Here is a 22,173-nt window from a genome sequence, read left to right on the forward strand (position 1 = left end):
TCGTCCTTCCGGTTCCTGTTCAGAGACGGCCGCGCAGCGGGGCAGCCGCGGCGCGCACGTCGGGGGTGTCCGCTGCCGAGAGGCCGGCGAGCCTGCCTTCGAACGCGGCTTCGAGCGCTGTGCGCGGTGCGCAGGCATCGCCCACCACCACGCCGCGGTGGTCCAGTGGAGCGCCCGCGGACCTCTGACGAATGGTGATCACAGACGAGACATTGTCCAGCTCGCCGTTCTCGCCCGACAGCGGGTCCGCGTAAGTCAGCACGCCGTCGTCGAGACGCACCGCCGTGCGCATCAGCACGGCGCTGAAACCACGTCCGGTCAACCGTTGCAGCAGAGCCGGCCGGGTGTAGACGGGCACGCGCCACGACAGCGCGGGGCGGTCGGTCAGCAGCGTGACCCGGCAGCCGCGGGTCAGCAGCAGGTCGGCGACGGCGAGTGCGGTCGTGGTGCCGTCCTCGTCGATCAGCACGACGTGGCCGCCGGTGCTGCCGGGATCGGAGATGGCCGTGGCGAGCGGCAGCGCGGCGAACCGGGTGTCCGGCACGTCCACGGCTCCGGTGGCGAGGACGACGTGGTCCCAGCCGTCGGCGAGCAACTGGTCGTCGGCCCGCACACCGAGCTTCACGTCGACCCCGAGGTGGCGTGCCAGCGCCTCCGCCTCGGTGATGAACCGGCCGAACTCGGCCCGCATCGGCAGCGCGGCGGCGAGCCGGAGAGCACCGCCGAGCGACTCCTCCGCCTCGACGAGGGTGGCGTGGTGGCCTGCGGAGGCGGCCGCGATCGCCGCTTCGAGTCCCGCCGGTCCGCCTCCGACGACGAGGACCCTGCCGTGCTCACCGCGCCGTGCGGCGGTGCGCAGCGCGTCCCACTCCCGTTCCAGACCGGCCTCGGGGTTGACCACGCAGCTGATCGGCAGCCCCGCCTCCAGCCTGCCCGCGCAGCCCTGGTTGCACGCGATGCACTCGCGGGTGGGCTCGGTCACCAAGGGGAGCGAGAGGTTCGGGTTCGCGATGTGCGGACGGGCCAGCGCGACCAGGTCGGCGTCACCGTCCACGACGAGGCTCTCGGCGTTCGCGAGGGTGTCGACACGACCCACCGCCAGCACGCTGAGCTGCGGGAACGCCTTCTTGAACGCGCGGGGGAGATGCCGGAAGGGCAGCGGGGGAAAGCTCATGTCGGCCATCTGCGTCGCGATGCTCGCGCTGCCCACGTACGCCGAGTGGCTCACGTGCAGCACGTCGATCTCGTGGTCCTGGACGACGAGGCCGACGGCGGTGAGCATCTCCTCGACGCCGAGTCCGCCCTCGATGAACTCGTCCGCGCTGATCCGCAGGATCACCGGCATCCCGCCGGGCAACGACGCCGCGACCGAGTCGAGCACCTCGTGGGTGAGGCGCAGCCGGTTCGCGAGGCTGCCGCCGTAGCGGTCGGTGCGCTGGTTCGTCGCGGGCGACAGGAACTGCTGGAGCAGGTGCCCGTGGCCCAGGTGGACCTCGACGGCGTCGACCCCGGCGGTGGCCACCCGGCGTGCGGCGGCGCCGAAGGCCGTGACCAGCTCGGCGATCTCGGCGGTGGTCATCTGGTGCGGCACGGCGGCGGTCGAGGACCAGGGGATGGGCGAGGCGGCCCAGGCCGGGGTCAGCATGTTGTGCCCGCCCGACTGCCTGCCGACGTGCAGCAGCTGTGCGGCGAGCTTCGCGCCCTCGGCGTGCACGGTCGCCACCAGCTCGGCCAGCGACGGGATCACGGCGTCGTCGAACGCGGACACGGTGTTGGTGCGCCCGAGGCTCGTCGGGTGGACGCGCATCCCCTCGGTGATGATCAGCCCGACCCCGCCGGCCGCCCGTGCCCGGTGGTAGGCGAGGTGCCGGGCGGAGAACACCCCGTCGGCCGCGAAGTTGGTCGTGTGCGCCGGCATGACAAGACGATTACGCAGCGTGAGACGTCCGCTGTGGACTGTCTCGTGCAGACGTGAACGAGTAGTCATCCAACGACCCTCCGAAATCGTTCAGGACCAACAGAAATTGATGTTGAATCGCATGTGGACCCTTGTTGCGGTTTCAATTAGTTTTCGATGAAGGCTTGACAGCCCGTCACCGAGTTCTGAGAGTGGGACAGGAGCGTAGCCCCTTCCCGTTGACCGGAACAAGGTGAGGTTTGATGACTCGGAGATCACTTGCCCGAACATCTGGAGCCGGCACCGTCCGACCTGGTGTCGTGCGTCCAGCGGCGCTGGCGGTCGTCGCGGCGTTCGCGCTGGCGGCTTGCGGAGGTGGTGGAGCCGCCCAGGAGAGGCCCAAGGCCGGCACCACGTTCACCTACGCGATCACGGGTCTTCCCACCAGCCTCGACCCCGCCGACTACCAGGGCGACCCGTCGCGCAACATCGGCTTCGAGCTCGGCAGCTCGCTGTTCCGCTGGGGCACCGAGGGCCTGCCGAAGCAGGGCTGCGACGCCCTCGCCAAGGTCGACCAGATCCAGGGCGAGCTCGCCGAGTCCTACGAGCGCAGCGCCGACGGCAAGGTCGTCAAGGTCAAGCTGAAGGAGTCCCGCAGCGCTGCGGGCAACACGCTGACCTCGAACGACGTCAAGTGGACGATCGACAGGCTCATCCAGCTGAAGGTCGGCACGCCCAACACGCTCATGCAGGACGTCGCGGACTGGGCCGCCGACCCGATCAAGGTCGTGGACGACCGCAACTTCGAGATCCTGATGGACAACCCGTCCGCGATGGACATCGCGATCCTGACGTGGGCGCAGTTCCGGATCCTCGACAGCACCGAGATCAAGAAGAACGTCACCGCCGAGGACCCGTGGGGCAAGGCCTTCGTGTCCCGCAACGCCTCGACGTTCGGCCCCTGGACCCACGCCGCGGGCGACTTCGTCTCCGGTGACCGCCTCACGCTGACCAAGAACCCGAACTACGCGGGCGAGCGCGGCGACGTCGAGAAGCTCGTGTTCGTCGGTGTCGCCGACCCGGCGAGCCGCGCGCAGCTGCTGTCCACCGGCAACGCCTCCTACGCCACCGGCCTGCAGTACGAGCAGTACGCGCAGCTGAAGGGCAACACCGCCATCGACGTGCAGGAGTGCGTCTCGGCGGACCGGATCCCGTTGGTGCTCAACGCCAAGGACCCGGTGCTCGGCAAGAACGAGGTGCGCAAGGCGATCTCACTCGCGATCGACCGCAAGACGATCGTCGACGCGGTCTACCGCGGCTTCAACAAGCCCGCCGACGCGACCGTGAGCGCCGCCTACGGCCTCGACCTCCCCAACGCCGCGAAGTACACCTACAACGTCGACGAGGCCAAGAAGCTGCTGACCGCCGCCGGCGTCGGCCAGCTGTCGATCACGCTGCACATCAGCCCCGCGCGTCCCGGCGCCGAGGCCGAGCAGATCGCGATCCTGCTGCAGAGCCAGCTGCGTCAGGTCGGCATCGAGGTCAAGATCCAGACCCTGGCCAGCGCGACCGAGATCAACACGGTCTTCCACGACGGCAACTTCCAGGCGCTGCTCTATCTCGAACCGCCCGCCGTGGCCGACCCGTACTACTCGCTGTTCCTCTACAACTCGTCGAAGAGCAAGCTCAACACCTTCGGCTACGTCGACGCGGAACTCGACTCGGTCACCGCCCAGGTCGGCAGGACCAGTCCGGGAGCGGAGCGCGACGCGCTCGTGCAGAAGGCCGCCGAGATCCAGGCGAACCACCCCGGCTTCATCTACCTCGTCGACCGCGACTTCGTGCACGCGGTGCGCAAGGGCCTGACGAACTACCAGCACGCGCCGAACGGCGAAATGTTCGTCCACACTCTCAAGCAGGGCTGACGAATGAGCGACTACCCGAACCTGTTCAGTCCGATGCGGATCGGCCAGAAGACGGCCAAGAACCGCGTCTGGATGACCGCCCACAGCACCCAGTTGGTGAAGGACCACAACTTCAGCGACGCGCACGTGCACTACTACGCGGAGCGCGCTCGCGGCGGAGTCGGCGTCATCACCATGGAGGCGATGGCGGTCCACCCCACCACGCAGCCGTACAAGGGCAAGATCTTCGCGTTCGACCGCGCGGTCATCGACAACTACCGCAAGCTCGCGGCGGCCGTGCACGAGCACGGATGCCTTCTGCTGGCCCAGCCCTGGCACCGCGGCAGGGAGACCAGTGGCACGGTCAACCGCCTGCCGGTCTGGGCGCCGTCCTCGGTGCCCTGCACCGTCTACCGCGAGATGCCGCACGTCCTCACCCAGTCCGAGATCGACGAGCTGATCAACGGCTACGTGCTCGCGGCGAGGTACGCGGCCGAAGGCGGTCTCGACGGCGTCGAGGTGCACGGCCTCGCGCATGGTTACCTGCTCGGCCAGTTCCTCTCGCCGGCGACCAACCACCGCACCGACCAGTACGGCGGCAACTTCGAGAACCGGCTGCGGCTGATCCTCGACATCATCCGCAGGACCCGCGACGAGGTGGGGCCGGACCGGATCGTCGGCGTCCGCATCAACGGGTCGGACGGCGACGTCCCGGGTGGACTGACCAACGCGGACTGGACCGAGATCGCGAAGGCGATCACGGACACCGGGCTCGTCGACTACGTGTCGGTCACCGCGGGCACCTACGTGGAACGCATGAACATCTACGGCGCGACGCCCCAGCCCGCCGGGTTCCAGCTCGAAGACACCGCGCGGATCAAGGCGGCGCTGCCGGACATCCCGGTGGTGGCCGTCGGCCGGATCAACACCCCGGAGCTCGCCGAGGCGTTGCTGGAGCGCGGTGACGCCGACATGGTCGGCATGACCCGCACGCTGATCGCGGACCCGGAGTGGCCGAACAAGGCCATGAGGAACGCGGCCACGTCGATCAGGCCGTGCGTCGGGTCGAACTGGTGCCTCGCCTCGATCGTCAACTCGCCGCTGGCGTGTATCCACAACCCCGCCGTGGCACGGGAGTCGGAGCTCGGCGTCGGCACGCTGAAGAAGGCGCCGGACAGCAAGCGCGTCGCCGTGGTCGGCGGTGGCCCCGCCGGTCTGCGCGCTGCTTTGACCGCCGCGCAACGAGGTCACTCGGTCACGTTGTTCGAGCAGAACGACGAGCTGGGCGGCCAGGTCGCGCTGATGGCCCGTTCGGAGACCTACGCCGAGTGGCAGGGCATCACCGACTGGCTGATCTCGCAGATCGGCGAGACCCAGGTCGAGGTCAAGCTCTCGCACCGGGCGGAGGCCGACGACCTGGCCGGGTTCGACGAGGTCGTCGTCGCCACCGGCTCGACCCCGCTCAAGCACGGCTGGAGCTCGCTGCGTCCCGCGTCGTGGGGCGACGGCTCGATCGTGCCGGGCGCCGACCAGTGGAACGTCTACTCGATCAACGAGGTGATGGCCGGCAAGGCCGAACTGGGCCCGACGGTGTTCGTCTTCGACGACACGGGCGCACGCCAGGCCGTCGTCGTCGCCGAGCACCTCGCGGACCTGCGGCACAAGGTCACCATCGTGACCCGGCTGCCGCAGGTGTCCCCGGACCTGGAGGCCAGCCGTGACCTGCAGGCCACCTACCGGCGCATCCGGGGCAAGGGCGTCAAGTTCCTCACCGACCACGAGCTGGTGGGGGTGGACGAGGACAGGGTGACCCTGGCCGACGTGTGGACCGGTGAGTCCACTGTGCACGAAGACGTGGACGCGGTGGTGCTCAGCACCGGCAACAAGGCGGAAGACGCCCTGTTCCACGAATTGCAGGGCGTTGTGCCCGTGCGCGCGATCGGCGACAGCGTGTCGCCGCGCCGCGTGTTCAACGCCATCTGGGAAGGCGAACTCGCCGGAAGGGAAATCTGATGACCACCACCGAGAACACGGACTCCGAGGCGCTCGCGCGAGTGCGGGCCAAGCGCGGGTACGTGCTGCCGGTGCACGAACTGCTCGACGAGGTCGACCCGGAGATCCTGAGCCGCTACGACGCCCTCGCGTCCGAGTTGCTGTTCGCCGACCAGCCGAGGGCGCTGGAGCTCAAGACCCGCTACCTCGTCCTGGTCGGCGTCGCCACGGCGACCAAGGGCGACCCGGACGGCATCATCCACTTCGCTCGCCGCGCCGTCGCCAACGGAGCGAGCCGTCGTGAGGTGCTGGAGGCGATCTCGCTCGCCGGGCTGCCCGCCGGCATGCCTGCCATCGAGGAAGCCACCCAGGTGCTGCACCGCGTCTTCGACGAGAGCTGACGACCACGCCGTCCCGCGCGCCCCGCGGGACGGCCTTCTCCCTTGGCACTACTGCGAATCGAGGATCAGCGGGTGACCACCTTCACGCTCGGAGTCCTGAGGAAGGGCGAGGAACCGCAGACGCTCGTCACGACCCCGCGACGCCTCTACAACCTGGGGTCCGCGACGGTCGACCCCGACGCGGCCCGCGCGCACCAGCAGGAGGTGGCCGACGTCGGCGTGCGGATCGCGTTCGACATTCCCGCCCCGCGGATTTACCCGATGTCGGTGAACTCCGTGACCACCGACGACCGGATCGGCGTGCACAGCGCGACGACGTCCGGTGAGGTCGAACTGGTGCTCGTGGTCCACGAGGGCGAGATCCACCTCGGCGTCGGGTCGGACCACACCGACCGCGTGCTGGAGAAGCACAGCATCATCTGGGCCAAGCAGTACTGCCCGAGCGTGCTGGGCGGGAAGGTGTGGCGCTGGAACGACATCGCGCCGCACTGGGACGACCTGGTCCTTGAGTGCACTGTGGACGGTGAGCTGTACCAGCGCGTGAACGCGTCGGTGTTCCTCCCGCCCGACAAGATCGTGCAGATCCTGACCGAACGCGTCGGGTCCCTGCCGTCGTCGTACCTCGTCTACTGCGGCACCTACACGAGCGTCGACAACACCATCCGGTACGGCACGAACTGGACGGGCAGCCTCCGCGACTCGCGCACGGGGGAGGGCATCGACGTCACCTACGAGACCGTCGACCTGCTCGCCGAGATCCGCGACGGGTACCGCGTCCCGCTCGTGCCGGGAGGCAGCTGATGTACGGGCGCAGAGCACGCGTGGGCATCGTCGTGCCCTCCACCAACACGACCGTCGAACCGGAGTTCGCGGCGTTCCTGCCGCGCGACGTCGCGGTGTTCTCCAGCCGGGTGGCTGTCGCGGAGGTCTCCTCGGAGGAGGAGAAGGTCGCGAGCCTGCTCGCGATGCACAACCACCTCGACCGCGCCGTCGCCGAGCTCGCCTCGGCCGGGGTGACCGCGATCGCCTACGCGTGCACCTCGGGCAGCTTCCTCGGCGGCCGCGACTCCGACCAGGCCACGTGCGACGGACTGACCCGTGCGCACGGCATTCCGATCGTGACGACGAGCATCGCGCTCGTCGCCGCGCTGACAGCGTTGTCGTCGCAGCGGATCGCGCTCGCGACGCCGTACGTCCGTCCCGTCGCCGACGGCGCGGTCGCCTACCTGAACCAGGCGGGGTTCGAGGTCACGGCCCGCAACGACCTGGAGATCCTGTCGAATTTGGACAAAGGCCGGCTAGAGCCGGCCGCGAGCTTCCAGGCCGCGACGGCGCTCGACGTGTCCGGCGCCGACACCGTCGCGATCAGCTGCACCAACTGGCGCACGCTCGACTCGCTGGTCGCGATCGAGCAGCAGACCGGACTGCCGGCGATCAGCAGCAACCTCGTGACGTTGTGGGCCCTGCTGCGGCTGGCGGGGATCGACGAGCCGCTGAGCCCGGACGTCCGCCTGGGCGGACTGCCGTTGCCCGAGAAGGCCCGTGCCGAGTGGAGCGGAGTGGTCCATGTCTGAGGAGAGGCAACCGGTCGCCCTCGTCACCGGAGCGGCCGGCGGGATCGGCACCGCGGTGTGCGACGACCTCGCGGCACACGGGTACCTGGTCGTCGCGGCGGACCTCGGGGGAGCGGCACCGGCGAGCGCGAAGCACGCCGTGGAGCTCGACCTGCGTTCCGGTGACTCCTGCCGTGCGGCCGTCGCCGAGGCGGTGTCCTACGCCGGAACCGTGGACCTGCTGGTGAACAACGCGGGCATCAACGCCAGAGGCGCGACGGAGACCATGCCGGAGGAGGTGTGGCACGACGTCGTGGAGATCAACCTCAACGGCACGTTCCGGATGTGCCAGGCCGTCCACCCGGTGCTGGCGGTCCACGGTGGCAACGTCGTCAACATGGCCTCGACCGGCGGGCTGGTCGCGATCGCGGGCTCCGCGATGTACGGCGTGACCAAGGCCGGGATCATCCAGCTGACCAAGATCCTGTCGCTGGAGTGGGCGGGCGCGCGGATCCGCGTGAACGCCGTGGCGCCGACCATCGTGCCGAGCCCGATGACGGCGGACGTGCTCGACAACGTGACCTACATGGCCGCGAAGCTCGCCTCCATCCCGCTGGGACGGGTGGTGCGCCCCGAGGAGGTCGCGGCCGCGGTGCGCTGGCTCGCCTCACCGGACGCGGCCATGGTCACCGGACACACCGTGTGCGTCGACGGAGGGGTGAGTGTGCTGTGACCACTGTGGAACCCTTGAAAGCCCCCGTGAGGGAGAAGCGGCGGCGTCCTCTTCTCCGCTACATCGTCAAGCGCGTGGCGATCGTGCCCGTGTCGCTGTTCGTGCTGGGCAGCGTGTCCTTCTTCCTGGTGTTCCTCATCCCGGGCGAGCCGGCGATCACGATCCTCGGCGACTTCGCGACCAAGGAGCAGATCGCCCACGTCAACAGCCAGCTCGGGCTCGACAAGCCGTTGCTGGAGCGGTACTTCTCGTTCTGGGGCAACCTGCTGCAGGGTGACCTGGGCACGTCGTTCTTCACGAACGAGCCGATCCTGCACGAGATCGGGAAGTTCCTGCCGAACACCCTGGAGCTGGTGTTCTTCGCGCTCCTGCTGGCCATCTCGCTGGGCATGACGATCGGCGTGATCGGCGCCTACTTCGCCCGCCGCGTGCCGGACCGGATCATGAGCGGTGTCACCTCGGTGCTGCAGTCGGTCCCCGACTTCTTCCTGGCCCTGGTCGGCATCTACGTGTTCTTCTTCCTGCTCGGCTGGGCACCGGCGCCGATCGGGCGGCTGCCCATCGAGTCCGGTTCGGCCGACGACCAGCCGTTCCTGATCATCAGCAGCCTGTTCACCGGTGACTGGGCGACGCTCGGCGAGGCCGTGTCGCACGCGGCGCTTCCCGTGCTGTCGCTGGGACTCGTGTACGCCTCGTACTTCGCCAAGACGGCGCGCGGCAGCATGGGCACCGCGCTCACCACCCCGCAGGTCGAGTTCGCCCGAGCTTGTGGCCTCAGGGAACGCACGGTCGTCTACTACGCCTTCGCCGCGTCCCGCACGACCGTGATCACCTACATCGCCATCCTGTTCGGTTCACTGCTCGGCGGTGCCGCGATCGTCGAACGCGTCTTCAACTGGCGCGGCATGGGCCAGTGGGCGCTCGACGGCGTGCTGAAGGTCGACGTGCCGATCATCCAGGGGTTCGTGGTCACGGCGGGACTCCTGACGCTGACCCTGTTCCTGTTGTTGGACCTGGTGGTCCTCTTCCTCGACCCGAGGGTGAGCTATGAGTAGCAACCCGGCAGGGCTCCGGCAGCCCTTCTTCGCGCCGTTCTTCTCCCGCAGCGTCAACTACGTGCGGGCCAGTCCCGGCATCGTCGCGGGCGGCGGAATGCTGCTCCTGCTGCTGCTCGCGTCGTTCCTGGCGCCGTTGCCGCACGACCCGATGACACCCGATCCGACCGCGGTGCTGCTGGCCCCGTCGTCCGAGTACGTCTTCGGCACCGACGCCAACGGGTTCGACGTCTTCTCGCGCGTGATCGCCGCCGGCCGCAGCGACCTCCCGCTCGCGTTGATGGGCACGCTCGCCTCGCTCGTGATCGGCCTGCTGATCGGCCTTCCGCTGAGCGTGAAGAGCAAGTGGAGCGAGGGCTTCATGCGCGCCCTCGACGCCTTCCAGTCGTTCCCGCTGATCGTGCTGTCGGTGACGATCGTGTCGCTGACGGGCAACGACATCCAGAACATCCTCTACGCCATCGTGATCATCAACGGTCCGCGGTTCATCCGGCTGATCCGCGGTGAGGCGCTGTCCATTCGCGACGGACGGTTCATCGAGGCCGCCATCGCGACCGGGGCGCGGCCGAGGCGCGTGGTGTTCCGCCACGTCATGCCGAACGTCGTGGACGTCTGCCTGGTCCAGTGCTCGCTCACCACGGCCAACGCCGTGATCGTGATCGCGGCGCTGAACTTCCTCGGCATCGGCGTCTCCCCGCCCACCCCCACGTGGGGATCGATGGTGCAGGTGGGCGCGCAGGCGATCTCGACCGGTCAGTGGTGGATCGCGATCTGGCCCGGCGTGGCGATCTTCATCGCCATCGCGAGCCTCAACATGCTGGCGAACGGCATCCAGCGACAGGTGGAGGGAAGCTGATGCTCAGGGTGACAGGACTGACCTCCCAGTTCCGCGGCCGCGCGGGCGTGGTGAAGGCCATCGAGGACGTGACGTTCGAGGTGCCGGAGGGCGAGGCCGTCGGCATCGTCGGCGAGACCGGGTCCGGCAAGTCCGTGACGATCCGGTCGGTGCTCGGCCTGCTGCCGTCGTACGGCAAGGTCGTCTCGGGCAGTGCCGAGTTCGAGGGCACGGACCTGATCCGGTTGCACCGCAGCAGGTTGCGGGAGATCAGGGGAGCGAGGATCGGGTTCGTCGCGCAGAACCCGTTCGGCTCGCTGAACCCCGTGCTGTCGATCGAGAAGCAGTTCCGCAACGTGATGCGGGCGCACCGCAGGATCAGCCGCACGGACCTCAGGGACCTGGCGATCGAACGGCTTGAGTCCGTCCAGGTGCGTGGGCCGGAACGGGTGCTGCGGGGGTTCGCCCACGAGCTGTCCGGCGGCATGGCCCAGCGCGTGGTCATCGCGCTCGCCATGCTGCACGACCCGTCGCTGGTGATCGCGGACGAGCCCACGACGGCGCTGGACGTGACCGTGCAGCGGCAGATCCTGGACCTCATCGACGCCCAGGTGAAGCAGGGCAGGCGGTCGCTGCTGCTGGTCACGCACGACCTCGGCGTGGTGGCCCAGTACTGCCACCGCGTGGTGGTCATGAAGTCCGGCAGGGTCGTTGAGACCGGACTCGTCGCCGACGTGTTCTCCACCCCGTCGCACGACTACACCAGGCAGCTGCTCGCCGCGGTGCCGCCCGCCCCGTGGGCGCACGCCGTGCCGAGCCTGTCCGGTCCGGAGGTGCACCGCTGATGAGCATCATGGAACTGCACGACGTGAACCAGGTGTTCCGCCGTGGTGGCAAGGAGGTCCACGCCGTCAACGGGGTGTCGTTGTCGGTGGGCAGGGGCGAGACGGTCGCGGTCATCGGCGAGAGCGGGTCGGGCAAGTCGACGCTCGGCCGGATCGCCCTGGGCCTGATCCAGCCGACCTCCGGCGACGTGGTCTTCCAGGGCACCCGGCTGGGCTCGTTGAGCAAGAAGGAGATGCGGGCCCTGCGGTCGCGGATGCAGGTCGTGTTCCAGGAGCCCTACGAGTCGCTCAACCCGCGCATCAAGGTCGGCGACATCGTGGCCGAGCCGCTGATCATCCACCGGCCCTCGATGTCCCGCGCCGAGCGCAGGGACGCGGTCGTGGCGATGCTGGAACGCGTCGGTCTCACCGCCGAGCACGCCGGCCGGTTGCCGCGCAACCTCAGCGGTGGTCAGCAGCAGCGCATCGGCATCGCGCGGGCGATCATCACCGAGCCTGAGCTGGTGGTGCTCGACGAGCCGACGTCCTCCCTGGACGTCTCGGTGCGGGCGCGCGTGCTCGACCTGTTGCGGGACCTGCAACGGGAACGGGAGATCTCGTACGTCTTCATCTCCCACGACCTCGCCACCGTCGGGCTGATCAGCGACCGGGTCGCGGTGATGTACCTCGGCAAGGTCGTCGAACAGGGACCGACGCAGGAGGTGCTGGGCAACCCGCGCCACCCGTACACGAAGGCGCTGCTGTCGGCGACGCTGAGCACGGTGGTCGGGCAGCGGCGGGAGCACGTGCCGCTGCGCGGGGAGATCCCCAACCCGTCCAAGGCGCCGACCAAGTGCGTCCTGAGTGGACGGTGCCCGATCGAGATCGCCGAGTGCTCGACGTGGCCGGTGGACCTGCTCCCGGTGGCCGACCGGCACGACGTGGCGTGCCTGCGCGCCGACCAGGACCGGGAGCCGGCGGCGCTCGGCGGGCCGCGATGAGGGGTGCCTACCTCGACGCCCCCTGGGGTGCGGTGCACGTGCTCACGGCCGGCGAGGCACCGCTGGAGACCCAGCTGGCGACGGGGCTGCCCCCGCTCGTGATGCTGCACCAGAGTCCGCTGTCGGCGCGCCGGTACCGCAAGGCGCTCGACGGGCTCGCGCGGTTCTGCGTTCCCATCGCGGTGGACACGCCCGGCTACGGCGAGTCCGCACGGCCGCCGGAGGACTGGACGGTCGACGACTACGCGGACGTGGCGTGGTTCGTCGCGGACGCCGTCGGAGCGCGCGAACCGTGGCTGTTCGGCCGGGCGACCGGCGCGGTGTTCGCCCTGCACGCGGCGGCACGACGTCCCGGTGCCGCGAAAGGCGTGGTCCTGCACGGGGTTCCCGTCTACACCGACGCCGAACGCGCCGACCGGCTGGCGTCGTTCGCGCCGCCGTGGCGGGCCACCTCCGACGGCGCTCACCTGAAGTGGATCTGGAACCGCGTGGTGGGCGAGTACCCGTGGGCGGATCCGGACTTCACCACCGAACTCGTGCGGGACTACCTGCACGCGGGCGCCGACTTCGCCCCGTCGTACCGCGCGATCTGGCGGCACGACCTGCGCGAGTCGGTGCGCGCGGCGGGCGAGGTCGCGTTGCTGCTGGCGGGCAGCGACGACCGGATCGCCCACATGCACCCGAGAGCAGTAGAGCTGATCAGGCACCGCAGCGCCGTCGTGGTGCCGGGTGCGACGGACTTCTTCGCCGAACAGGACCCCGAGGCGTTCTGCCGGGTCCTGCGCGAGGTCATCGAACCGAGGGGAGCCATGAGCGCATGAGCGAGACGTCAACCGCTCACAGCGATGGCCCGCTGACCGGGGTGAGAGTCGTGGACGCCTCCACGATCCTGGCCGGTCCGCTGTGTTGCCAGCTGCTGGGGGACTACGGCGCCGAAGTCGTCAAGATCGAGCACCCGAAGCGCGGCGACGGGATGCGTGGCCACGGTCCGTCCAAGGACGGGGAACCGTTGTGGTGGAAGGAGATCTCCCGCAACAAGCGGCTCGTCGCCGCGGATCTTTCGCAGGCCGAGGGCGCGGAGTTGTTGCTGCGCCTGGTCGAGGGCGCCGACGTGCTGGTCGAGAACTTCCGGCCCGGCACGCTGGAGCGCTGGGGCATCGGGCCCGAGGACCTGTGGCGGCGCAACCCGGCGCTGATCGTGGTCAGGGTGACCGGGTTCGGGCAGACCGGCCCCTACTCCGCGCGTCCCGGCTTCGGCACGCTCGCCGAGGCGATGAGCGGGTTCGCCCACCTCACCGGTGAGGCGTCCGGCCCGCCCACGCTGCCCGCCTTCGGCCTGGCCGACTCGATGTGCGGGGTCGCCGCGGTGGGCGCGACGATGATGGCGTTGTGGGAGCGTGACACGAAGTCGCCCGGTGTCGGCCAGGTCGTCGACATGAACCTGCTGATGCCGTTGATGACGGCGGTGGGCCCTGGACCGACGGTGTACGACCAGCTCGGCGTCGTCGAGCAGCGGCGCGGCAACCGTTCGCTGAACAACGCGCCCCGCAACACCTACCGCACCAGCGACGGCTCGTGGGTCGCGGTGTCGACCAGCGCGCAGAGCATCGCGGAACGGGTGATGCGGCTCGTCGGGCACCCCGAGGTGATCGACGAACCGTGGTTCGCGACCGGAGGGCAACGCGCGCTGCACGCCGACCTGCTCGACGGCCACGTGTCGGCCTGGATCGGCGAGCGCACCCGCGCCGAGGTGATCGAGCAGTTCACCGCGGCGGGCGCGGCCGTGGCACCGGTCTACGACGCGGCGGACATCGTCGCCGACGAGCACGTCCGCGCGACCGGGATGGTGCGCAAGGTCGCCGACGACAAGCTCGGTGACGTGCTGATGCACGACGTCATGTGGGGGATGTCGCGGACGCCGGGACGGATCAGGCGGACCGGCGGGGACCTCGGAGCGGACACCGACCCCGTGCTGAAGGAGCTCGGGTACGAGGCGGCGGAGATCGAGGCAATGCGCGAGCGGGGTGTGATCGCATGAACGTCAACGAGGCGACGCGGGGGACCACGGCGACGTGGCTGGACACGGCGCTGGGTGCGGGGGTGCGGGTCTTCGACCTCGGCCGGCCGCTGTACCGGGGCATGCCGCAGTCACCGAACCACCCTCCCTACTGGCACACGCTTCCGCGCAGGCACGGCGACATGGTCCGCGCCGACGGCGGTTCGGCGGCAGCGGACCACATCTCGCTCGGCACGCACGTCGGCACGCACATCGACGCGTTCTCGCACGTGTCGCACAACGGCCTGATGTTCGGCGGGGTGCGGGCGGACGAGGCGCAACGCGGCGGCACGATGAGCTCGCTCGGCGCGGAGACGATCCTGCCCATGTTCAACCGGGGGATCCTGCTGGACGTGCCGCGCACCCTGGGCCTGGCGCGCTGCGAGCCCGGTTACGAGATCACCCCGGACGACCTCGCCCGCACCGCGCTGGAACAGGGAACCGAGGTGCGCCAAGGCGATGTCGTGCTGATCCGCAGCGGCTGGGGCGTGCACTTCGCCGCCGGCGCGGAGGTCTACACAGGACACGACAGCGGGGTGCCGGGGATCAGCGAGAACGGCGCCTACTGGCTCGCCGGACTGGGCGTGCACGCGGCGGGCGCCGACACGATCGCGTTCGAACGCCTGGCGCCCGGCCAGGGACACAGCCTGCTGCCCGCCCACCGCGTGCTGCTCGTCGAGAAGGGCATCCACATCATCGAGACGATGGACCTGGAGGAGCTGGCCGCCGCCGGCGTGCACGAGTTCCTGTTCGTGTTGTCACCGTTGAAGCTCGTGGGCGCCACGGGTTCTCCCGTCCGGCCGCTCGCCGTCGTGCCGGGGGAGGCCTCGTGACGACGCTGAGCCAGACCATCGCCCGGTTCGCGGTCAAGACCGCCGCCGGTGAACTGCCGCCCGACGTGCGGGCCAGTGTGCGGCACCGGATCCTCGACGTGCTGGGGCTGTGCGTGGCGGGCCGTGCGCTCGACACCAGCGCCGCCGCGCTCGCGTTCGTCGCGGAGCAGGGGGGAACGGGACGGGCGCACGTCATCGGTGACGGCACACCGGTTCCCGCCTCGCTCGCGGCGTTCGCGAACGGCGTGCTCGCGCACTCGCTCGACTACGACGACACGCACCTGCCGTCCGTGCTGCACCCGAGCGCCAGTGTCGTGCCGGCCGCTCTGGCCGCGGCGCAGGACAACGACGTGAGCGGCGATCTGCTGGTCGCCGCCGTCGCCGCCGGGCTGGAGGTCTGCGTCCGCGTCGGCATGGCGGGCTACGACCCGGACAGCGGGAACTCCGTGTTCTTCGAGCACGGGCAGCACGCCACGTCCATCTGCGGCGCGGTGGGCAGTGCCGTCGCGGCGGCGTTGCTCGGTGGCGCCGACGAGGAGGAGATCGCGCACGCGATCGGCATCGTGGCGTCCCAGTCGTCCGGCATCATCGAGGCGAACCGCACGGGTGGCACCGTCAAGCGTCTGCACTGCGGCTGGGCCGCGCAGGCGGGGGTGTCGAGCGCCCGGCTGGCCCGCCACGGCTTCACCGGGCCGCCGACGGTGTTCGAGGGCAGGTTCGGCTTCTTCGAGGCGTTCCTGCGCGGCGAGTACCGGCCGGAGGCGATCACCGACGGGCTGGGCGTCGAGTGGGAGGTGCCGCGCATCTTCTTCAAGCCCTATCCCGCCAACCACTTCACGCACACGATCGTCGACGCGGCCCGGGACCTGCGCGAGCAAGGGCTGCGGCCGGACGACGTCGAGTCGCTGGAGATCGGCGTCCCGGCGCCGGTCGTGCGGACGGTGGGCGACCCGATCGAGAAGAAGCGGACGCCGAGCACCCCGTACGAGGCCCAGTTCAGCGGGCCTTATGCCGCCGTGGTCGGGATGTTCGGTGGCGGCGGGCTCGGCGCGGCGCTGGCGGACTACGCGCCGGAGCACCTCGTCGACCCGTTGCGGCAGGAGCTGATGCGCCGCACGACAGTGGTGGCCGACGACGAGTGCACCGCGATCTTCCCGCACCAGTTCCCGGCCGTGGTGAGGGCGACCTCGCGCGACGGTCGCAAGTGGACGGCGAAGGCCCTGGCCAACCGCGGCGGCGTGGACAACCCGCTCACGGACGAGGAGATCGCCCGCAAGTTCACCGACAACGCGGCCCCGGTGCTGGGGCTCGCGGCGGCGCAGGACGTGATCGACGCGGTCGCGGGCCTGGGCGACACGACCGAGGTGCACCACCTGCTGCGGTTGACGGCACGGCGAGAGAACGAGAGCACGGAGGAGACGCGATGACCGCCTACGACCTGGTTCTGCACAACATCGACCTGGTGCTGCCGGGTGCCGGCGAGCCCGTCCGGACCGCGATCGCCGTGCGCGACGGCAAGGTCGCGGCCATCGGCCCGGAGCTCGCGACGGCGGACGCGACCGAGGTGGTCGACGGCGGCGGCAAGCTCGCGTTCCCCGGCGTGGTCGACGCCCACCAGCACTGGGGCATCTACCACGAGCTGTCCGTCGACTCGGAGTCCGAGAGCCGCGCCTGCGCCCAGGGCGGCGTCACGACCGCGTTGAACTACATGCGCACCGGCCAGTACTACCTCAACCGCGGCGGCAGCTACGGGACGTTCTTCCCCGAGGTGCTGGGAGCCGTGTCCGGCCGCGCGTGGGTCGACTACGGCTTCCACCTCGCGCCGATGATGAGTGAGCACATCGACGAGATCCCGTCGCTGATCAGCGAGCACGGAGTGCCGTCGTTCAAGGTGTTCATGTTCTACGGCTCGCACGGACTGCACGGGAAGTCCAGCGACCAGAGCGACTTCCTGATGATCCCCGAGGGCGAGCGGTACGACTACGCGCACTTCGAGTTCGTCATGCGGGGCATCCAGGCCGCGCGGGAGAAGTTCCCCGAGCTCGCCTCGGAGATCTCCCTGTCGCTGCACTGCGAGACCGCCGAGATCATGACCGCCTACACCGAACGCGTGGAGAAGGAGGGCAAGCTGACCGGTCTGGAGGCCTACTCGGCGTCGCGCCCGCCCCACTCGGAGGGCCTGGCGATCACGATCGCGTCCTACCTCGCCCACGAGACCGGTCTGGCCAACATCAACCTGCTGCACCTGACCTCGCGCAAGGCGCTCGACGCGGCGCTGCGGATGGCGGAGGCGTTCCCGCACATCGACTTCCGCCGCGAGGTCACCATCGGCCACCTGCTCGCGGACTTCACGACCGCCAGCGGCCTCGGTGGCAAGGTCAACCCGCCGCTGCGCGAACGCGCGGACGTGGACGCGCTGTGGGAGGGCGTGAAGGACGGCAGCGTCGACTGGGTCGTGAGCGACCACGCGTGCTGCAAGGACGAGCGCAAGTTCGGGGAGGGCGAGCACCGCGACGACGTGTTCGCCGCCAAGTCGGGCTTCGGCGGCACCGAGTACCTGCTCGCCGGCCTGGTGAGCGAGGGCCGTCGCCGCGGCGTGCCGCTGGGCAGGCTCGCCGACCTCGTGACAGCCGCGCCCGCCCGCCGCTACGGGTTGCGCGACAAGGGAAACCTGGAGGTCGGCTTCGACGCGGACATCGCCCTGGTCGACCCGGACCACCGCTGGGTGGTGCGCGCGGCGGACTCCGAGTCCAGCCAGGAGTACACGCCGTTCGAGGGGCAGGAGCTGACCGTCAAGGTCACCGACACGTTCCTGCGCGGCATGAGGGTCCTGCAGGACGGCAAGATCGTCGGCGAGCCGTCGGGGCGCTACCAGTCCAGGCCGGCCGGCACGGCGCGCTGACCGCTTCGAGCGGGGCGGTACTCCGGCGCACCGCCCCGCTCAAGCGGTCTTCCGCAGCCACCACAGTCCGAGCACGGGCAGGACGAGCGGGATGAACCCGTAGCCGATGCCGAACAACGACCACACCGTCGCGTCGGGGAACGCCGCCGGCACGACCAGGCTCGCGACGCCGACCAGCAGCACGCCCGCCAGTTCGATGGAGCACGCGATCAGCGCGACCCGGCGGCCGCCCCTGGCCAGAGCGACCGTCGCGAGCACGTAGACCAGCGCGGCAAACGCGGACAGCACGTAAGCGACCGGCGCGTGCTCGAACCGGGTGCCGATCTGCACGGCCGAGCGCGACGTGGCGGCGATGGCGAAGATGCCGTAGACGGCGATCAGCATCCGGCCGGGGCCTTCGCGGAGCTCAGGCATGGCCGGCCCAGATCTGGCCGAGGCGCACGATCATCACCGGCACGCTCAGGCACGCCACCACCAGCACACCGGCGCTCCAGCGCGTGCGCTCGGCGGCGGACCAGAGCACGGCGACCGGGACGATCACCACGGGACCCAGCAGGTAGCCGACGAACGACCAGCGCTGGATGTCGCGGTCGAGGCCCAGCATCGACACGATGCCGACAACGGCCTGGACCAGCAGCCCGAGCTCCAGCACCGCGAGACCCAGCACCATTCCCCACGACAGCTTCGTCAGCGGCAGCAGGGCCTTGTTCAGTGCGATCAGCAGGCCCGCGTAGGCGGCACCCGCGAGCGCGAGGACGGTCAGCACCGTCGGCAACACGTCGATCATGAGGCTCTTCCGGGAACGAGGGCAACTACCGCGGAGTACAACGCTGCGGCGGAGGTTCAGGTGGGCTGTGCCGGCCCCAGGGGCAGGCCGCCTACCAGCGCACTTGAGCGTACCGGGCGATTGTCCGGCGTTGACCGCCAGCTCCTGCTCACGGCCGGGCATCGCCCGACGTCGATCTCAGGTCCCGCGACGCCGGGTCGTCCAGCCGTGTCACGTCGACTTCGCGGCGACCCCCCAGCACGACGGCTTGAGCAATCCGACCCAGACCTTCAGCGCGGCGGCGGGATCAGGCAGCGCCTACAACACGTGCTGGGGCGAGCACGGAAGACGCTTGCGTGCAAGAAGGCTGGGAGGCATCACCCCGGACGAACTCGGCGGCGCGCGCCTTCGCCCGTGCGGCGGCGACCATCCGTTCGGAGAGGTCGAGACCGCGCACCGAATGTCCTGCTTGCGCCAAGAGCACGGAAAGACTGCCGGTGCCGCATCCCAGGTCCGTGACGGACGCCGCAGCTCCGGGCATCAGCGGCAGGAGCAGGCCTGCCCACGCGGCGCGAACCCCGGGATCGAGCAGTCCGCGATCCGGCTCCTCGTCGAACGTCGCCGCGTGCCGGTCCCAGAAGTCGCGCACCTCGTCGGTCATGCGCACAGCTTGCCCGCCGGGGGACGTCCACGCCCTGAGGCGTGTCCTTCGTGGACGTAACGGGGATCGACATGAGCACCCCGGACGTAGGCGCTCGGGTTCACGGCGTGGTCCTCGGCGGCTGCTGAGCGGCCTTGAGCTGCTGCTGGAGCTCGTCGACCTGCTGCTGGAGCCGCGCGACCTGCGAGCCTTCGCCCGGCGTCTCGTCGTCCCGCAGACCCGAGCTCTCCGCTTTGAGGATCTTGGCGGACCGCCCCAGCGACCGGGCCATCTCGGGCAGCTTCTTGCTGCCGAACAGCAACACGATCACCACGCCGATGATCAGCAGTTCGGTGGCGCCCAGGTTGGCCATGGCTCACTTCCTCCGGAAAGTGTCGAGACGAACATGCCCGTCCGACCATATCCTTGTGGCACAAGGTTTCGCCAAGGTCGCGAGTTCGATCACACCGTCCATTCGGGATGGTTGTCCCCGAATGTCACCGAAATCCCCGGATGTGGAAAGTGTCCTCACTCCGCGGTTCTAGGGGGCTTGTCCCGAACGCGCACATCCGCGTTCGGTACTCTGGGACCGCCTGACGGAGGGACACGGGTGGACGACTCGTCGAAGGTCGGTAGGCCTGCTCGCGCGGTGCTGGACGCCGCGAAGGCGTTCCGCGCCGAGGCGGCAGGGGTGCGCGCGGAACCGGATCGGCTGCTGGCGCTCGCCGCCGAGCGGTACCAGGAGATCCGTGACTCGCTGGTGGCCGACAAGCTCCGCGCCATGCCGGTGGAGAAGCTCAGGGACACCAAGGCCAACCTGCGGCTGAGCAAGCTGAAGGCCGCCGGCTACCGGACCGTGGCCGACGTCGCCAGGGCTCGTCCCGAGCAGCTCGACGGCGTGCCCGGAGTCGGCAGGCAGTCCGCCGAACAGATCATCCGCGTCGCCCGTGCGGTGGTCGATGGCGTCGCGCGCGATACGACCGTTCGGCTGAACCCCGACCGCGCCGACCGCGCGCAGACCGAGCTGTTGCAGCTGATGTCCAAGCTGCGCAGGGCGAACCAGCTCGTCGGTCCGCTGCTCGATCCGCTCGGCGACGTGCTGGGCAGGGTCGACGCCGACGTGCGCGCCGCGTCCCGTGCCCTGAGCCGGGTGCGGATGTTCTTCTCGTTCCGGAAGAACCGGCAGGCCGCCCTCGACTCGCTCGGCCGGCTCGAAGCACTGCTCGCCAGCCGTGACGTGGCGGCGTTGCGCGCGGTCGGCACGCAGCTGCGCGTGCCGGACCTGGACCACCGCGCGTTGTGGCGTGACTACGAGCTCGACGCGGCGGCCTACAACACGCTCCTCGCCGACCTGGCCGGTGCGGACGCGGTGCCGGATCGCAGTGCCGCCAAGGGTTTCGTCCCGTCCGAGATCGAGCACGAGGTCGACGCGACCCCGCTCGACACCAGCCTGCTGAAGGTGTCGCTGCGCGGCTACCAGGTGTTCGGGGCCAAGTTCGCGCTGGCCCGCAAACGCGTGATCATCGGCGACGAGATGGGTCTGGGCAAGACGATCGAGGCCATCGCGGTGATGGCGAGCCTCGCCGCCGGCGGACGCCGCGGGTTCCTCGTGGTCTGCCCGGCGAGCGTCGTCATCAACTGGGTCAACGAGATCGCCAGGCACAGCGACCTCGTCCCGCACCGGATGCACGGCTCTGGCCGCGACGGCGCGGTCGGCGAGTGGCTGGCGCAGGGCGGCGTGGGCGTGACGACGTTCGGCACGCTGCCGAAACTGGTGCTGCCGAAGAAGTTCCGCCCGACGATGGTCGTGGTCGACGAGGCGCACTACGTCAAGAACCCGGACACGCAGCGCTCGCAGGCGGTCAACAAGATCGTGCAACGCGCGGAACGGGCGGTGCTCCTCACCGGCACGCCGATGGAGAACCGGGTCGAGGAGTTCCGCAACCTGGTCGCGTACCTGCAACCGGGCGTCGCGGCCCGCACGGGCGCCACCGACGCCGTGGTGGGGGCGAAGGCCTTCCGCCGCGTCGTCGCACCGGTCTACCTGCGGCGCAACCAGGAGGACGTGCTCGGCGAGCTGCCGGAGCTGCTGGAAGTCGAGGACTGGGTCGAGTTCGGCAAGCAGGACCGGGGCGCGTACTTGGACGCGGTGCGCGAGGGCAACCTGATGGCGATGCGCCGCGCCGCCTACACCCCGCGCACGCCCCAGGGCTCCGCGAAGCTCGAACGGCTGCTGGAGATCATCGAGGAGTCGAGGGACAACGGCTGGAAGGTCGTGGTGTTCTCGTACTTCCACGACGTGCTGGACGCGGTCGCGGAGCACGTCGAGGTCTTCGGCCCCCTGACCGGCGCGACGTCGGCGCAGGGCCGTCAGCAGATGGTCGACGACTTCACGGCGTGCGAGGACCACGCGGTGCTGGTCGCCCAGATCGAGGCGGGCGGCGTGGGCCTCAACATCCAGGCCGCGTCCGTGGTGATCATCGCCGAGCCGCAGTGGAAGCCCAGCACGGAGGACCAGGCGATCGCCCGGTGCCACCGGATGGGCCAGGTCCGCAAGGTGCACGTGCACCGGTTGCTGGTCAAGGACAGCGTGGACGCGCGGGTGCAGGAGATCCGCGACCACAAGACCCTGCTGTTCGACCACTACGCGCGCGAGAGCGACACGAAGCACTCGCACGCGAGCGCGCTGGACTCTGCGGTGTCGGTGGAGCAGCGCGTGGTGCAGGCCGAGCAGCAGCGCCTGGGCCTCTAGGGACCTGCCCGCCGGGACGGGCAGGTCCT

General features: G+C 69.9%; 21 protein-coding genes. 16 read left to right on the forward strand and 5 right to left on the reverse strand.

Features of this window, described 5'->3' with window-relative positions; translation table 11 throughout:
- Positions 1 to 19: 19 nt before the first annotated feature.
- Positions 20 to 1,987, reverse strand: coding sequence for an FAD-dependent oxidoreductase (locus ACFWN2_RS02805; protein WP_382424503.1), 1,968 nt, complete (start codon positions 1,985 to 1,987; stop codon positions 20 to 22).
- Between the two features lie 230 nt (positions 1,988 to 2,217).
- On the opposite strand from ACFWN2_RS02805, the gene ACFWN2_RS02810 reads away from it, so the two are divergent.
- The 15 genes from ACFWN2_RS02810 to ACFWN2_RS02880 all read left to right on the forward strand — a co-directional run bounded on the left by ACFWN2_RS02810 (position 2,218) and on the right by ACFWN2_RS02880 (position 17,986).
- The gene (locus tag ACFWN2_RS02810) at positions 2,218 to 3,822 is read left to right on the forward strand and encodes an ABC transporter substrate-binding protein (protein ID WP_382424505.1); all 1,605 of its coding nucleotides are present in this window, start codon (positions 2,218 to 2,220) and stop codon (positions 3,820 to 3,822) included.
- Positions 3,823 to 3,825: 3 nt separating this feature from the next.
- A complete protein-coding gene (locus tag ACFWN2_RS02815) occupies positions 3,826 to 5,814 on the forward strand; it encodes an FAD-dependent oxidoreductase (RefSeq protein WP_382424507.1) in 1,989 nt (662 codons plus the stop codon).
- Complete coding sequence (locus ACFWN2_RS02820; RefSeq protein WP_382424509.1) at positions 5,814 to 6,194, forward strand: carboxymuconolactone decarboxylase family protein; 381 nt, start codon at positions 5,814 to 5,816, stop codon at positions 6,192 to 6,194. The genes ACFWN2_RS02815 and ACFWN2_RS02820 overlap by 1 nt, the downstream gene beginning before the upstream one ends.
- Positions 6,195 to 6,266: 72 nt before the next feature.
- Positions 6,267 to 6,995: a DUF2848 family protein gene (locus ACFWN2_RS02825; RefSeq protein WP_382424511.1), complete on the forward strand. Its 729-nt coding sequence runs from the start codon at positions 6,267 to 6,269 to the stop codon at positions 6,993 to 6,995.
- Positions 6,995 to 7,768, forward strand: coding sequence for a hypothetical protein (locus ACFWN2_RS02830; RefSeq protein ID WP_382424513.1), 774 nt, complete (start codon positions 6,995 to 6,997; stop codon positions 7,766 to 7,768). Before ACFWN2_RS02825 ends, ACFWN2_RS02830 begins: the two co-directional genes overlap by 1 nt.
- Positions 7,761 to 8,480, forward strand: a complete 720-nt coding sequence (locus ACFWN2_RS02835) for an SDR family NAD(P)-dependent oxidoreductase (protein ID WP_382424515.1) — start codon at positions 7,761 to 7,763, stop codon at positions 8,478 to 8,480. Before ACFWN2_RS02830 ends, ACFWN2_RS02835 begins: the two co-directional genes overlap by 8 nt.
- 26 nt (positions 8,481 to 8,506) lie before the next feature.
- Positions 8,507 to 9,535, forward strand: coding sequence for an ABC transporter permease (locus ACFWN2_RS02840; protein ID WP_382425577.1), 1,029 nt, complete (start codon positions 8,507 to 8,509; stop codon positions 9,533 to 9,535).
- The gene (locus tag ACFWN2_RS02845; RefSeq protein ID WP_382424517.1) at positions 9,528 to 10,391 is read left to right on the forward strand and encodes an ABC transporter permease; all 864 of its coding nucleotides are present in this window, start codon (positions 9,528 to 9,530) and stop codon (positions 10,389 to 10,391) included. Before ACFWN2_RS02840 ends, ACFWN2_RS02845 begins: the two co-directional genes overlap by 8 nt.
- Positions 10,391 to 11,215, forward strand: coding sequence for an ABC transporter ATP-binding protein (locus ACFWN2_RS02850; RefSeq protein ID WP_382424519.1), 825 nt, complete (start codon positions 10,391 to 10,393; stop codon positions 11,213 to 11,215). The genes ACFWN2_RS02845 and ACFWN2_RS02850 overlap by 1 nt, the downstream gene beginning before the upstream one ends.
- Positions 11,215 to 12,195: an ABC transporter ATP-binding protein gene (locus ACFWN2_RS02855; protein ID WP_382424521.1), complete on the forward strand. Its 981-nt coding sequence runs from the start codon at positions 11,215 to 11,217 to the stop codon at positions 12,193 to 12,195. The genes ACFWN2_RS02850 and ACFWN2_RS02855 overlap by 1 nt, the downstream gene beginning before the upstream one ends.
- The gene (locus ACFWN2_RS02860) at positions 12,192 to 13,016 is read left to right on the forward strand and encodes an alpha/beta fold hydrolase (RefSeq protein WP_382424523.1); all 825 of its coding nucleotides are present in this window, start codon (positions 12,192 to 12,194) and stop codon (positions 13,014 to 13,016) included. Before ACFWN2_RS02855 ends, ACFWN2_RS02860 begins: the two co-directional genes overlap by 4 nt.
- A complete protein-coding gene (locus tag ACFWN2_RS02865) occupies positions 13,013 to 14,233 on the forward strand; it encodes a CaiB/BaiF CoA transferase family protein (protein ID WP_382424525.1) in 1,221 nt (406 codons plus the stop codon). The genes ACFWN2_RS02860 and ACFWN2_RS02865 overlap by 4 nt, the downstream gene beginning before the upstream one ends.
- On the forward strand, positions 14,230 to 15,084 hold the full coding sequence (locus tag ACFWN2_RS02870) for a cyclase family protein (protein WP_382424527.1): 855 nt from the start codon (positions 14,230 to 14,232) through the stop codon (positions 15,082 to 15,084). The genes ACFWN2_RS02865 and ACFWN2_RS02870 overlap by 4 nt, the downstream gene beginning before the upstream one ends.
- Positions 15,081 to 16,511, forward strand: coding sequence for an MmgE/PrpD family protein (locus ACFWN2_RS02875; protein ID WP_382424529.1), 1,431 nt, complete (start codon positions 15,081 to 15,083; stop codon positions 16,509 to 16,511). Before ACFWN2_RS02870 ends, ACFWN2_RS02875 begins: the two co-directional genes overlap by 4 nt.
- On the forward strand, positions 16,508 to 17,986 hold the full coding sequence (locus tag ACFWN2_RS02880; RefSeq protein WP_382424531.1) for a dihydroorotase family protein: 1,479 nt from the start codon (positions 16,508 to 16,510) through the stop codon (positions 17,984 to 17,986). Before ACFWN2_RS02875 ends, ACFWN2_RS02880 begins: the two co-directional genes overlap by 4 nt.
- A 39-nt stretch (positions 17,987 to 18,025) precedes the next feature.
- Here ACFWN2_RS02880 and ACFWN2_RS02885 read toward each other — a convergent pair whose 3' ends face one another.
- The 4 genes from ACFWN2_RS02885 to tatA form a co-directional block, all read right to left on the reverse strand.
- Positions 18,026 to 18,400: a hypothetical protein gene (locus ACFWN2_RS02885; RefSeq protein ID WP_382424533.1), complete on the reverse strand. Its 375-nt coding sequence runs from the start codon at positions 18,398 to 18,400 to the stop codon at positions 18,026 to 18,028.
- The gene (locus tag ACFWN2_RS02890; RefSeq protein ID WP_382424535.1) at positions 18,393 to 18,773 is read right to left on the reverse strand and encodes a hypothetical protein; all 381 of its coding nucleotides are present in this window, start codon (positions 18,771 to 18,773) and stop codon (positions 18,393 to 18,395) included. Before ACFWN2_RS02890 ends, ACFWN2_RS02885 begins: the two co-directional genes overlap by 8 nt.
- Positions 18,774 to 19,059: 286 nt before the next feature.
- Positions 19,060 to 19,413 (reverse strand): methyltransferase domain-containing protein, encoded by a 354-nt coding sequence (locus ACFWN2_RS02895; protein WP_382424537.1) that lies wholly within the window; start codon positions 19,411 to 19,413, stop codon positions 19,060 to 19,062.
- 100 nt (positions 19,414 to 19,513) lie between these two features.
- Entirely contained in the window at positions 19,514 to 19,765 is a 252-nt protein-coding gene (gene tatA / locus ACFWN2_RS02900) for a Sec-independent protein translocase subunit TatA (RefSeq protein WP_382424539.1), read from the reverse strand.
- Positions 19,766 to 20,002: 237 nt separating this feature from the next.
- Here tatA and ACFWN2_RS02905 point away from each other — a divergent pair, with 237 nt between their 5' ends.
- The gene (locus ACFWN2_RS02905) at positions 20,003 to 22,144 is read left to right on the forward strand and encodes a DEAD/DEAH box helicase (protein WP_382424541.1); all 2,142 of its coding nucleotides are present in this window, start codon (positions 20,003 to 20,005) and stop codon (positions 22,142 to 22,144) included.
- Positions 22,145 to 22,173: the final 29 nt, after the last annotated feature.

The sequence above is a fragment of the Lentzea sp. NPDC058436 genome, assembly GCF_042721515.1.
Classification (GTDB): Bacteria; Actinomycetota; Actinomycetes; order Mycobacteriales; family Pseudonocardiaceae; genus Lentzea.